Genomic DNA, 13,435 nt, shown 5'->3' with positions numbered 1-13,435 from the left:
TCATGGTATACTTAAGGCAACACCGCACAATTGAAGCTGCGGCTCCTTGCGCAGGCTCCGGTCGCGCTGCCGCGGCTCCTTGCGCAGGCTCCGGTCGCGCTGCCGCGGCGCTTTACGGAAATTTTGCGCTTTTGTTCAATTATGCGGTCTTGCCTATCTATTTGACGGAAAGCGAGGGTTTTTCTTTTGTCCTCTAAAAATACCATGACACGCGATGCGATGCTGTTCCTGCCGGCCAAGGTGGTCGAAGGACTGCTCGTCATCGGGTGTTCCTCGCTGTATTCCCACATCTTTGTGGAGGGTGCGGTCAGTGCATTCAACCTGACCAACACCACGATACAGCTGCTGTACCTCATCCTTGCGGGCTGGATGGCGAATTCCGCCACCCGCTATGTCGGTGAGGAGTACCGCGCCGATGAAGGACGCGGCCTGTTCTCCACGGTTTCTACCATCTATGTGGGATTGTGCGTGCTCGTTGCCATCGGCTGCTGCATTACGGCAGCTGTGACGCAAAGCCCGGTTTATCTGGGCGGTGCGCTGATGTTCTGCACCTACACGGCGTTTCAGGTGCTTAATGCGGCGCTGATTCAGCTCGGCCGCGTCAAAGCATCCATCCTGTGGTCGCTGACCTCGGCGGTGCTCAAGCTCGCGGTTGCATTCGCGCTTGTCGGCGGCAAGTCGAATTATCCGTCGCCGTTCCCGGCTATCTTTGCCAATACCATTGCGGATGGTGTAGCTGCCATCGGTGCGGTGTTTGCACTCAGCCTGCCGGTTGTTGTGCGGCTGAAGTATTTCTCCAAGCCGCTGCTGAACAGGTTCCTCAAATACGGCGTACCGTTGATGGGCGTTTCCATCTCGGTGGCGCTGCTCAACCAGATCGACAAATACCTCGTTGTCGGTTTTTACGGCAACATTCTGTACGCATACTACTCGAATAACAACTCGATCGCGAGCGGTCTGTTCACGATGATCTCGGTCGGTATTATGCGCGGCGTGTATCCTGCCGTGCTGCGCGGCTGGCGCGAGGGCGGCAAAGCCGCGGCAAAGCCGCTGCTCGATCAGGGCGTGCGGCTGTATCTGCTGATTGCTGTGCCTGCTGTTGCGGGTCTGACTGCGGTGGCGCTGCCGCTCAGCCGGTTTCTGTTCCCCGCGAAGTATGCCGCCGGTGCGCCGGTCATTGCGTATACTGCGCTTGCCATGCTGTTCATGGGCCTGACCGAGTACGCCAACAAGGCGTATGAGCTGGAGCAGTCCACCGTACACGTTCTGCAGAACAGCGCGATCGCAGCAGTTATCAAGGTGGTTTCGAGTGTCATTCTGCTCAAAACCCTCGGATTTACGGGCGGTGCGCTCGGTTCGGTGGTCGCATTTGCGTCCTACTTTATCATTACCTGTGTGCGCGTGCGCAGCCGATTCCTGTTCCGTGTGGCACCGATCAGTCTGGTGCGCATCATCGTTTCGGCGCTGCTGTGCGGCGCGGCGGCCTTTGCGTGCACGCTGCTGCCGGTCGGCAATCTCATTCGCCTTGGCGCGGCTGTCGTGGTCGGTGCAGGTGTTTATGCGGTGTGCATTATCGTCAGCGGTGAGGGCCGCGAGGAAGTACAGGCGGTGCTCCGCAGGCTGAAACGATAAGAAAAATTGTCAAAACAGCGTGGATTTCACTGGTAAAACCTTGTCACGGCAGTAAATCCATGCTACAATAACTCTATCTGAAAATTGTAAACAGAGAGGCGTAATATTATGGAAATGATTCATGAAGCGGGTCAGTACGTTGACACCGTAAAGCGCGTCTGCGAAGCAGTCGGCAGCGAGGTCACGTTCCGCGGCACGGTTCACCGTGTACGCGATATGTCTGACTTTTCTTTTGTTGTAATGCGCGTTGAGCGCGGTTTGATCCAGTGCACCTTCCAGGGTGACGAGATCGGCGGCATCAAGCGTTCGGATGTCAAGGACGCAATGGTACTCGAGGTTACCGGTACCGTTCGTGAGGAGCCGCGTGCAGAGCACGGCGTTGAGGTCGTTCTGAGCGCACTGTCCATCCTCGGCAAGCCGTACGACCAGCTGCCGGTACCGCTCGGCAAGAAGTATATGGGTCTGTCCCTCGATGTTGATCTGCCGCTGCGTCCGATCACGCTGCGTCATCCGCGCAAGCAGGCGATCTTCCGCGTACAGGGTGCGATCGCTGACGGCTTTGCACAGTACATGCAGTCGCAGGGCTTCACCCACATCCACACCCCGAAGATCGTAGTTGCAGGCGCTGAGGGCGGCGCAAACCTGTTCAAGCTGGATTACTTTGGCACTCCGGCTTATCTGGCACAGTCCCCGCAGTTCCACAAGCAGTACCTCGCCGGTGCATTCGGCCGTGTATACGAGATCGGCTCGGTTTACCGTGCAGAGCGTCACAATACCTCCCGTCATCTGAACGAGTATATGGGTCTGGACTTCGAGATGGCCTATATCGATTCCATGTACGATGTAATGGCAATGGAGACCGGCATGCTGAAGTCCGTTATGGCTTACGTTAAGGAGCACTGCGCTGAGGAACTCGCTATGCTGAACGCCGAGGTTCCGGAGATCAAGGAGATCCCGACCATCCGCTTCCACGAGGCCAAGCAGATCATGGAGGAGAAGTTCGGTCATAAGTCCAAGAACCGTTACGACCTCAACCCGGACGAAGAAGTGCTGCTGTGCCAGTGGGCAAAGGAGGAGCACGACTCTGATTTCGTATTCGTAACCCACTTCCCGTCCGCAAAGCGTCCGTTCTATGCAAAGGACGACCCGGAGGACCCGAAGCTGGCGCTGTCGTTCGACCTGCTGTTCCGCGGCCTGGAGATTACCACCGGCGGTCAGCGTATCCACGATTATCAGGAGCAGATGGACAAGCTGGCGGCCCGCAAGATGAACGCCGAGCTGTTTGAGTCCTTCACCATGCTGCACAAGTACGGTATGCCGCCGCACGGCGGTCTGGGCATCGGTCTGGAGCGCCTGACCATGCAGCTGCTGGGGCTGAACAACATCCGCGAGGCATCCATGTTCCCGCGTGATATGAACCGACTCGAGCCGTAAAAGGCTCTCGCGTCGTACCAAAGGCCGCTCTGCGGCCTTTGGTACGAGGGACGGTGTCGCCGCGCGCGCCCGCTTTGTGGGCAGGGCGGGAACACCTATTGCACGAAAACACCCCGAAAACTTTCCGGTTTTCGGGGTGTTTTCGTGTTTGTTAAAAAAGTCAGGCGCATGTCCTGACTTTTTTGTCGCGCCGGAGGCGCTCCATTTTACGCGCTCCGCGGCGTGACGGGTTTTCTGGGTGCAGAAATCCCTGCGGGATTTTGGGGTTGGCGTGAACATGGGCGCCCGCGGAAGGCTCGGCGGTGCGCACCGCCTGCCTTGTGGGTGCGATTATGCAAGCAAATCGCGTATTTTATGCCGCGAACTGCGTTCGCGGGGCGGGACACGGCGGCAGAGCCGCCTGTGTCCCTTGGTATGCGTCCGGAGAAGAAAATCTTCACTCTTCACTCCTCACTCTCCGCTCTCTTTTCAGCTCTTTACGAGGATTTAACATTTTTTCCTCGGTTGGCTCTTGACGTTGGCTGAAATTTTCCGCATAATAAGAATGGACAAAAAGATTTCCGGCCATGCTGTTTGAGCATGGGTCGTTACCGAAAGGAGATCAGCATAATGAACGAAGAATTAGAGCTGCTTCGCGAGAAGAAAGGCTTCATTTGCGATATGGACGGTGTTATCTATCACGGCAACCGTCTGCTGCCCGGTGTACCTGAATTTGTAGACTGGCTGCAGCGTGAAAACAAGAGCTTCCTTTTCCTGACCAACTCCTCCGAGCGTTCGCCGCTTGAGCTGCAGCAGAAGCTGGCCCGCATGGGTCTGGAGATCGGCGAGGAGCATTTCTACACTTCCGCGCTGGCTACCGCGAAGTTCATCGCCAGCCAGAAGCCGCACGCATCTGCGTATGTAATCGGTGCGCCCGGTCTGGTTGGTGCGCTGTACGAGGCGGGCATCGTGATGAACGATGTTGACCCGGATTACGTTATCGCGGGTGAAACCAACACCTACAACTATCAGACCATCCTCAAGGCGGTCGATCTGATCAACAAGGGCGCGCGCCTGATCGCGACCAACTCCGATCTGACCGGCCCGTCCGAGCAGGGCATCATTCCGGCGTGCCGCGCACTGGTTGCGCCGATCGAGCTGGCCACCGGCAAGACCGCATACTATGTCGGCAAGCCGAATCCGCTGATGATGCGTACCGGTCTGCGCCTGCTGGGCGTGCATTCGCACGAGGCGGCCATGATCGGCGACCGCATGGACACCGACATCGTTGCCGGCATCGAAACCGGTCTGGACACCGTTCTGGTGCTCTCCGGCTGCACTTCCCGTCAGGATGTGGAGAACTACGCATACCGTCCGCACTTTATTCTGGACGGCGTGGGCTGTATCCCGCCGCAGGCGTAAAGAAGCCGTCTCAATCGAACGATACAAAAGCCTTTCCGAAATTTTTTCGGAAAGGCTTTTTTCATTGGATAAAGAATGGACAATTCTATGCTATACTAAATACAGGAAAAGGATAGACCAATGACAGATAGAGAGGGGGCATTCCCATGGCAGGACACATTCTTTTGGCGGAGGACGACAAGGCGTTATCCGCGCTGATGCAGGATTTCTTTCGGGCGGCAGGCGTGGCGGTGACACCGGCGTATGACGGCGAACAGGCGCTCGTGCTGGCACAGGCGCAGCCGTTCGACCTGCTGGTGCTGGACGTTATGATGCCGCATCTGAACGGGCTGGAGGTCTGCGAAGCGGTGCGGCAGGAGAGCGACGTACCGGTCATTTTCGTCACGGCACTTGGGCAGGAGGGCGACACGCTGGCAGGGTTCCGCGCGGGCGCGGACGATTATATCACCAAGCCGTTTTCGTTTCCGGTGCTGGTGGCAAAGGCACAGGCGCTCATGCGGCGGGCCCGCGGGCTGCGGCTGGGCGCGAGTGAGCTCGGCTACGCGAATATCCTGATGGATACGGCCTCGGGCACGGTAACGGTGGACGGAAATCCGGTGAATCTGCGTCCCAAGGAGGCGAAGATACTCGAACTGCTGCTGCGTGAGCAGGGACGCACGGTGTCGCGCGATTTGCTTATCGAGCGGGTATGGGGCACAGATTTCGACGGGGACGAGCGCATGATCGACCGGCACATTGCCAGCCTGCGTAAAGCGCTCGGTACAGCGTCGCAGCATATCCGTGCGGTGTACGGCAAGGGCTACCGATTGGGGGGATCAACATGAAAAAGCGGTTTCGTAAAATCGGCATCGCGGCCAGGCTGACCGCGGTTGTGGCGGTGATTCTGGCGGTGTTTCTGGTGCCGTGGGTGTGGCAAGTGGCAAAGCTTGCGCAGGATAAAGCTCGAGAGGAAGCTAATGCCAGCATGGAAGCAAACACGGGCTGGCTGATGCGTGACCTTGAAGTTCTGAAAGGCGATGCGGCGCGCTATCCGGCGGCGGGCACAGAGGAATATGATTTGCTGCGCGGCAATCTGTGGAGGGATGGTGTAGATACACCCTATTACAATGTAGATACGCCCTATATCATACGGTATTATGATGAAAATCATAAGCGGGTTCTGATTAAATCGCCGCTGATGCTGTACTATCATCCGTCTTCGGGAATGGACTATGGTATTGATTTGAGCGATTTTTCCGAACAGTCTCTGCGCGAAATGAACGAGGCATACACTCACGAGCTTTCGGAACCGATAGTTACAGTCTATGGCCGACAGGTCAAGACAGATACACAAGTTATCTTTTTCCCGAATCGAATTCAGATTGTTTATGAGGAATGGACGGCTCAAACACCGGTTGAGGAAACAAATCAGTTCTGCTCCGACGGAGGCGAGTACATAGGTGCATACATACCGGGGAAATGGCCATTTCGCACGGACGAAGTGATGGAGGGCTACTTTGACGCACTGCGCTATCTGGATACCGAACTGCGGGCGATAGACGGCGAAAACATACCGGACGAAGAGTGGGCAGAGATACGGGCCTCGAAACGGTATGTCGGCACATTGAAAACGATGCCGTATGATGGCAAGGTAATCTTTGTTACAGCGGCGCTGGTCAATCGAGAAAGCGCATACGGTACTTGTTTTTACCTTATGCCGCCTATCACGATTGCGCTGTACCTGATATTTGTGTTCCTCTTTTATAAAATTGTGCGTCGAATGGTGTCCGACCCACTGGTTGATACGGCAAGAGAAGCCAATCGGGTATCCATTCTCGCATTCGACGAATTCAAACCTGACCTGAACCGCGGAGACGAAATCGGCGAACTCAACCGTGCGCTGAGCGAAATGGCGGCTACTCTGCACACCCGCTGGGACAGCGAGCGCGACCTCGAGGACAAACGCCAGCAGTTCGTGTCGGCGGCCAGCCACGACCTGAAAACGCCGCTCGCGCTCATCGGCGGGTACGCCGAGGCCATCGCGCAGGACATTTCGCCCGAGGAAAACGCGCGCTACCTTGCCGCTATCGAGCAGGAAACCGACCGGATGAACGGTCTGGTGCGCGAAATGCTGGATTACACCCGTCTGGACCGCACGGATGAGCTGAAAAACCGCAAAACGCTCAATCTGACCGCGCTGGTGCGCGATGTACTGACCGAGTATGCGCCGCTGTTCGAAAAACGCCGCCTGACCGCCGATATTGCGGACAGCGTGCGTATCCGCGGCGACGAAACGCTGCTGCGGCGTGCCGTCGGCTGCCTGCTGGAGAACGCCGCCAAGTATTCGCCGGAAAACGGGCGCGTGTCCGTTCGGCTGACGAACAGCCGCAATCATCTGCTGACCGTCGAGAATGACTGTGAGCCCATTCCGGAGGACGAGCTGCCGCGCCTGTTCGAGATGTTCTATCGCGGCGATAAGGCGCGCGGCCGCGCAGGCGGGCACGGACTGGGACTGGCCATTCTGCAGAAAATCCTCGCTCTGCACGGCCTGACATGCAAGGCGGAAAATATAAAGGGCGGCGTGCGGTTCATCGTCTGCAATAAAGATTAAAAGCTGAAAAAAGGCATAAAAATACCCCGCAAGAGATTCTCTTGCGGGGTATGCTTTTACTTTGCGTAGTCGATCGCACGCGTTTCGCGTACCATGTTGACCTTGATCTGGCCGGGATAATCCAGCTCGTTCTCGATCTTCTTGGCGATTTCGCGGGCGAGAAGCACCATCTTGTCGTCCGAAACCTTCTCCGGATTGACAATAATGCGAATCTCGCGGCCTGCCTGAATGGCAAACGAACCGGAAACACCGGGCGTCTCGTTGGCGATGCTCTCGAGCTTCTCCAGACGCTTGATATAGTTCTCCAGGTTCTCGCGGCGAGCGCCCGGACGTGCAGCGGAGATGGCATCGGCTGCCTGAACCAGACATGCTACGATGGTCTTAGCCTCTACATCGCCGTGGTGTGCCTCGATGGCATGGATGATCGGCTGGGATTCCTTGTACTTCTTGGCAAGGTCTACGCCAATCTGAACGTGGCTGCCTTCAACCTCGTGGTCGATGGCCTTGCCGATATCATGCAGCAGACCTGCACGGCGTGCCGGAACCGGATCGAGGCCGAGTTCGCTGGCCATCATGCCGGCAATGTGTGCCACCTCGATGGAGTGCTGCAGGACGTTCTGACCATAACTGGTGCGGTAGCGCAGGCGGCCGAGAATCTTGACCAGCTCCGGATGAATGCCGTGGATGCCGGTCTCGAAGGTAGCACGCTCGCCTTCGCTCTTGATGATCTGCTCAACCTCACGGCGAGCCTTGTCAACCATTTCCTCAATGCGGGCCGGATGAATACGACCGTCAACGATCAGCTTTTCGAGGGCCAGACGTGCGATCTCACGGCGAACCGGATCGAACGAGGACAGGGTGATAGCCTCTGGCGTATCGTCGATGATGAGGTCTACGCCGGTAAGGGTTTCCAGCGTGCGGATGTTGCGGCCCTCTCGGCCGATAATGCGGCCCTTCATCTCGTCGTTCGGCAGCGGAACGACCGAAACGGTCGCCTCGGATACCTGATCGGCGGCACAGCGCTGAATTGCGGTCGAGATAATCTCGCGGGCGGTCTGCTCGCTCTCGTCCTTCAGGCGCTGATTGATCTCGCGCAGCTTGACGGCTGCATCGTGGGTCGCTTCGTTTTCAATGGACTGGACGAGCATCTCGCGTGCTTCGTCGCGGGTCATGCTGGCAATCTGCTCCAGCTTTTCTACCTGCTCGAGCTTGATGCGCTCGAGTTCTTCCTTTTCCTTCTGGCTTGCATCCAGCTGGCGGTTAAGGTCATCATTTTTGCGGTCGAGCATGTCGCTCTTCTTGTCCAGTGCTTCCTCGCGCTGAATCAGGCGGCGCTCAAGCTGCTGGGTCTCATTGCGGCGTTCCTTCAGCTCGCGGTCGGCTTCGACGCGCTGCTTGTGGATTTCGTCCTTTGCCTCGAGTATGGATTCGCGTTTTTTGGTCTCGCCGGCCTTGATCGCTTCGTTGATGATGCGGGTGGCCTCGGTCTCGGCAGAGCCGATCTCTTTTTCCGCAACGCTCTTGCGATACAGGAATCCGATGATTACGCCTACTGCGAGACACACGATACCGGTGATGATCGGTATGATGATGTTGCTCATGTCTGTTGGTGTGTCCTCCTATTTACGAATTTTGGGAGACGGCACAAAACCAAGACAATACCGCAGATCTGCGGTGCTGTTTCTCAATAGAGCGGCAGTTCGGCAGAAAACAAGCTGATTCCACGGTGAAACACGCGCAGCACGCATGAGCACTGCACGAAGAATAAAGGCAGAATACGCCGAAAAAGCGAAGATTCGCTCGAAAAAATCAGGGTTTTGCGCTGTCAAAAGAAAAATGCGGTTCCGTCAATCCGCATCGGAATTGGCGGTTCATGATAATGCCTTTGAAAAAAGCCGTGCTCACCATTGGCACCGGCTCTGTTACAGCAGGTATTATACTATGTTTAATTGTAAAGCCTATTCGTCAAACTGTCAAGAAAAAGACAAGCTGACATACGCGGTTTTTGGTGTTTTTTGAAAACGGCCGGTGTGCGCTCTTGTGAACAGCAGGGCGATTTGCTATAATAATTCTGTATTCCCTCATGGAAGAGACGAGGAGGAACGACTATGAACGAGTCTATGTGCCGCGTACAGCGCGGTTCTTTCGTATATTATACCTGCCGACGGATTCCGGTGCGGCATGCCTTCACCACCAAATTCGGCGGTGTGAGCACAGGCGCGTGCGAAAGTCTGAATTTAGGCTTCAACCGCGGTGACGAGTTGGAGAATGTGCGCGAAAACTATCGCCTGCTGGGCGAGGCGCTCGGCGTGGATGAGACGCGCATGACGCTCACCAAGCAGATCCACGACACGCAGGTGTCGGTCGTGACCGAGGACAAGGTCGGCATGGGTCTGCACCGCCCGATGGAATGGCAGTCGGACGCGATCGTGACCGCACTCGCGGACACGCCCATCATCGGCTTTTACGCGGACTGCGTTGTCACCTTATTATATGATCCGGCGACGCATACCGCAGGCGTGTGTCATTCCGGCTGGCGCGGCATGGCGGCAGGCATTCTGCCGAAAACCGTTGATGTGATGGAAGAGCAGCTCGGCACAAAACGTGAAAGCCTGATCGCCGTGCTCGGTCCGTCCATCCGGCAGGAGTGCTTCGAGACTGATGCGGATGTGCCGGAAGCGATGGAAGAGCTGCTCGGTGCACAGGTGCATCCGTTCATCATGGAGAAAGGTCCGAAATTCCATGTGGACCTGCAGGGCATTGGCGTAAAGCTGTTGCAGGATGCCGGACTTTCGGCGGAAAATGTGATCGACAGCGGCATCTGCACCATGTGTCATTCGGATGAGTTCTGGTCGCACCGCGTAACGCACGGCGTGCGCGGCGTGCAGGGCGGCATGATCTGTCTGTAAGCGAAAGGATCAATACAATGAAAAGTTGGAAAAAACGTGCGCTGGCACTGACAATGGCGGCTTTGGTCGTGCTCAGCGGCTGCACGTTCCCATTTGGACAGGGAAACGACGGCGACGGCGCACCGGTAGACAACGTGGATGTGTCGGACGCGTATTTCGGTCTGGCGTGGTATCGCTCGGGCACAACGCTCAATCCGGTCATGGACGGCACCGAGGTCAACAGCATGCTGCGTGAGGCGCTTTACGAGGGTCTTTTTGAGATAAAAAGTGATTTTACACTCGAAAACGAGCTGTGCGAGGATTATACGAGCGATGGAACCGCGTTCAGCTTTACGATAAAAAAGGGCATCAAGTTCTGGTCGGGTGCGGAGCTGACGGCAAGTGATGTTGCCGAAAGTCTCAAGACTGTGCTGGAAAACGAAAGTTCGCCGTACCACAACCGACTGACCGAGGTTGCCTCGATCGAAGCGGTGACAAAGCGCATGGTCCGCATTACGCTTGCGTCGCCGAATGTTAACTTCCCGAAACTGCTGGATATTCCGATCTATCGGGCGGGTACGACTGACGAAGGAGAGTTCGCCGAGGGTACCGGACCGTACAAGCCGGTTCAGAACGGCGCCGCATGGACGCTGGAGGCCAACGAGAACTGGCACGGCGGCTTTCTCGGCACCATTCGGCACATTACGCTGGTCAAAATGACGCGCGCGGATGCGGCGGACACCAGCTTCCGCACCGGCGATGTATCCATCATGCGCAGCGCCCGTATTGCGCCGGACGACCAGAATATCGCATTCACCGGCGAGGTCGATACCGTTCCGGTGAGCAGTGCTATGCTGCATTATATCGGTCTGAATTACAATAACAGCCAGTTCACGAATGCAAAAGTGCGGCAGGCGCTTTCTATGGCGATCAGCCGTCAGGGTCTGTGTGCAACCCAGCTGCAGGATTATGCCGATCCGGCGGTGCTGCCGATCAATCCGCAGCCGGCGGACACCGGCGTGTCGTACAGCCTGTCGGCGGATTTGATGACTGCGGCACAGCTGCTGCGCGAGGCGGCACAGGAGGGTGCGGCTTCGGCAGGCGGCAGCGACGGCAATACCGATTCTTCGGACGGAGATTCGGATTCTACGGACAATTCCGATGATGATTCGGACACTTCTTCGGACTCTTCCGAGGAGGACGGCTACTACGACGAGGACGGCGACTTTATCTATTATACGAGCGGCCGGGCAAGCGATACCGATTACAAGGTGGATTTTCTGACCGTGCGCACGCCGAAAAACCGGACCGATTCGACGGTTTCAGACGGGAAAGTTGTGCTTTTGGACAATGAGAATACGGACTCTGGCGATTCGACCGATTCTACGGACGGTTCCGGCTCGACCGATACCGCAGTAACCGATACGATAGTGACGGATGCGGCGACCGTGCAGCTTTCGTTCCGCCTGCTCGTCAACTCGGACAACGCGTTTAAGGTAGCGGCGGCAAAACAGGTCGCGGCTTCGTGGAATTCGCTGAACGGCGTCAATGTCACGGTGGATGAGGAGCCGTATGATACCTATGTTTCCATGCTGCAGAGCGGATCGTTCGACGCGTACTACGGCGAAACCCAGCTGACGCCGGACTTCGATCTGCGCCCGCTGCTGTCTCCGCAGGGCGGACTGAACTATGGATCGTACTCGAGTGAGGACATGAGCAATGCCATCACGGCGTACCGCAGCGGCGAGAATACGGAGGGTCTGTACACGACATTTCTGAACGAAATGCCGCTCATTCCGCTGGCATTTGAGCGGCAGCAGGTTGTGCTCAGAAGCGGTCTGATCAATCATTTCAATCCGGCACCGTATAACGCATTCGCAGGACAGGAGAACTGGGTCAAGCCGTAACCGCCTGTTTTCGCTGAAAAGGAGAATATCATGCAGGAAAATAGCAGAATACAGGGGCATTTGTTCGGCGCGTTCAGCGTGCTTGTCTGGGGCACGACATTTGTCTCCACCAAGGTGCTGCTGCGCGCGTTCACGCCGCTGGAGATTATGGTAGCGCGGTTCACGCTCGGCTTTCTGGCGCTGCTCATCGTGGGAAAGGGCCTCATGCGCCCGCAGAAACGGTGGCATGAGGGATTGTTTGCACTGGCCGGTCTTTCGGGCGTTACGCTGTACTTTTTGATGGAAAATATTGCGCTGACATACATTTCCGCGTCGCTGGTCGGTGTTATCGTAGCGGCAGCGCCGCTGTTTACCGCGCTGATCGCAGCGGTCGTGCTGCACGAAAAACTCAGCAAATGGTTCTTTTTCGGCTTTGTTTGTGCGATGGCGGGTGTCGCGCTCGTGTCGCTCGCGGGCGTCAGTGAGCTGCATTTCAGCCCGATTGGCGCACTGCTCGGCGTAGGCGCGGCTTTGGTCTGGGGTGTGTACTCGGTGCTCGTGCGCCAACTTGGTCACATGGGCTACCGTACCATTCCGCTTACCTGCCGCATTTTTGGATACGGTTTGTTGTTTTTGCTCGTTCCTGCGGTGATTGAAGGGTTTCCGTCCGGTTTGAGCGTGTGGACGCAGCCGGTTCATCTGGCAAATCTGCTGTTTCTGGGCCTTTGTGCGTCTGCAACATGCTTTGTGACGTGGAATCGCGCGGTTTTCCTGCTCGGTCCGGTGAAAACCAGCGTGTACATTTATGCAACGCCGGTTATTACAATAGTAAGCTCAGCGTTGATTCTGCACGAAACCATGACGCCGATCATGTGGCTGGGCACGGTTTTGGCGCTCGGCGGTCTGATTTTGTCCGAACATCGGGAGAAAGAGAAAACGACGGCGTGAGCCGTCGTTTTTCGTTTGCAGCAAAATTTTTTGCAAAAAACGAAAAAAGTATTTGACAAATGCTCTTGGATTTGGTATTCTATTAAAGCTGTCTCTCAGAGACAAGCGCAAAACCGAAAAGTTTGATTTAGAACGGCTTGATTCTTCAAAAAAGAATTTGAAAAAAGTTCTTGACAAATGCTTCTGGTTTTGATATACTAAATAAGCTGTTGATGAGCAGTTAAGAACAACGAAAAGTTGTGAAAACTCTTTGAAAACAGCAGATTGTACCTTGTAAATTAAACAACGATGTGCTTAAACTTTTGTTCAAAAGAACGAAGGTTGTAGTGCGAACCTGAAATTTCGAGAGTTTTTTACTCTTGGTAAATCGCTGGAAGTCACAACTCCAGTTAAAACAAAGTGACACGTCAGACTCTAAAGTCGATTAAATGAACTTCGGTTCTTTTAATACAATTTTTAGAGAGTTTGATCCTGGCTCAGGATGAACGCTGGCGGCGTGCCTAACACATGCAAGTCGAACGAAACTATTTTGGAAACTCCTTCGGGAGTGGAATCTTTAGTTTAGTGGCGGACGGGTGAGTAACGCGTGAGCAATCTGCCTTTAAGAGGGGGATAACAGTCGGAAACGGCTGCTAATACCGCATAAAGCATTAAAT

At 55.8% G+C, this 13,435-nt stretch carries 10 protein-coding genes and 1 rRNA gene; 10 read left to right on the top strand and 1 reads right to left on the bottom strand.

Annotated elements, in window-relative coordinates; genetic code table 11:
• Window positions 1–204: 204 nt before the first annotated feature.
• The 5 genes from C7386_RS11685 (at window position 205) to C7386_RS11665 (ending at window position 7,057) form a co-directional block, all read left to right on the top strand.
• The gene (locus C7386_RS11685; RefSeq protein ID WP_165815549.1) at window positions 205–1,632 is read left to right on the top strand and encodes a lipopolysaccharide biosynthesis protein; all 1,428 of its coding nucleotides are present in this window, start codon (window positions 205–207) and stop codon (window positions 1,630–1,632) included.
• A 108-nt stretch (window positions 1,633–1,740) separates the two neighbouring features.
• Entirely contained in the window at window positions 1,741–3,066 is a 1,326-nt protein-coding gene (aspS, locus tag C7386_RS11680; RefSeq protein WP_110435888.1) for an aspartate--tRNA(Asn) ligase, read from the top strand.
• Between the two features lie 609 nt (window positions 3,067–3,675).
• Complete coding sequence (locus tag C7386_RS11675; protein ID WP_116705587.1) at window positions 3,676–4,467, top strand: HAD-IIA family hydrolase; 792 nt, start codon at window positions 3,676–3,678, stop codon at window positions 4,465–4,467.
• Window positions 4,468–4,613: 146 nt separating this feature from the next.
• On the top strand, window positions 4,614–5,291 hold the full coding sequence (locus C7386_RS11670) for a response regulator transcription factor (protein WP_110435890.1): 678 nt from the start codon (window positions 4,614–4,616) through the stop codon (window positions 5,289–5,291).
• Window positions 5,288–7,057, top strand: coding sequence for a sensor histidine kinase (locus tag C7386_RS11665; protein WP_110435891.1), 1,770 nt, complete (start codon window positions 5,288–5,290; stop codon window positions 7,055–7,057). Before C7386_RS11670 ends, C7386_RS11665 begins: the two co-directional genes overlap by 4 nt.
• Window positions 7,058–7,113: 56 nt before the next feature.
• On the opposite strand, the gene rny is transcribed toward C7386_RS11665, so the two are convergent.
• Window positions 7,114–8,658, bottom strand: a complete 1,545-nt coding sequence (rny, locus tag C7386_RS11660; RefSeq protein WP_110435892.1) for a ribonuclease Y — start codon at window positions 8,656–8,658, stop codon at window positions 7,114–7,116.
• A gap of 145 nt (window positions 8,659–8,803) precedes the next feature.
• Here rny and C7386_RS13525 point away from each other — a divergent pair, with 145 nt between their 5' ends.
• The 5 genes from C7386_RS13525 to C7386_RS11640 all read left to right on the top strand — a co-directional run.
• Window positions 8,804–9,076, top strand: a complete 273-nt coding sequence (locus C7386_RS13525; RefSeq protein WP_165815548.1) for a hypothetical protein — start codon at window positions 8,804–8,806, stop codon at window positions 9,074–9,076.
• A gap of 89 nt (window positions 9,077–9,165) precedes the next feature.
• Window positions 9,166–9,966 (top strand): peptidoglycan editing factor PgeF, encoded by an 801-nt coding sequence (gene pgeF, locus C7386_RS11655; protein ID WP_110435893.1) that lies wholly within the window; start codon window positions 9,166–9,168, stop codon window positions 9,964–9,966.
• A gap of 17 nt (window positions 9,967–9,983) precedes the next feature.
• Window positions 9,984–11,852, top strand: a complete 1,869-nt coding sequence (locus C7386_RS11650; RefSeq protein ID WP_110435894.1) for an ABC transporter substrate-binding protein — start codon at window positions 9,984–9,986, stop codon at window positions 11,850–11,852.
• Between the two features lie 30 nt (window positions 11,853–11,882).
• Window positions 11,883–12,779: a DMT family transporter gene (locus tag C7386_RS11645; RefSeq protein WP_110435895.1), complete on the top strand. Its 897-nt coding sequence runs from the start codon at window positions 11,883–11,885 to the stop codon at window positions 12,777–12,779.
• A 453-nt stretch (window positions 12,780–13,232) separates the two neighbouring features.
• Window positions 13,233–13,435 (top strand): 16S ribosomal RNA (locus tag C7386_RS11640); the annotation flags it as partial.

The organism is Agathobaculum butyriciproducens, assembly GCA_003096535.1.
In the GTDB taxonomy this organism is placed as follows: domain Bacteria; phylum Bacillota; class Clostridia; order Oscillospirales; family Butyricicoccaceae; genus Agathobaculum; species Agathobaculum butyriciproducens.
Note: the sequence above shows the minus strand (reverse complement) of the source record. Positions and strands in the feature narration are given on the sequence as shown.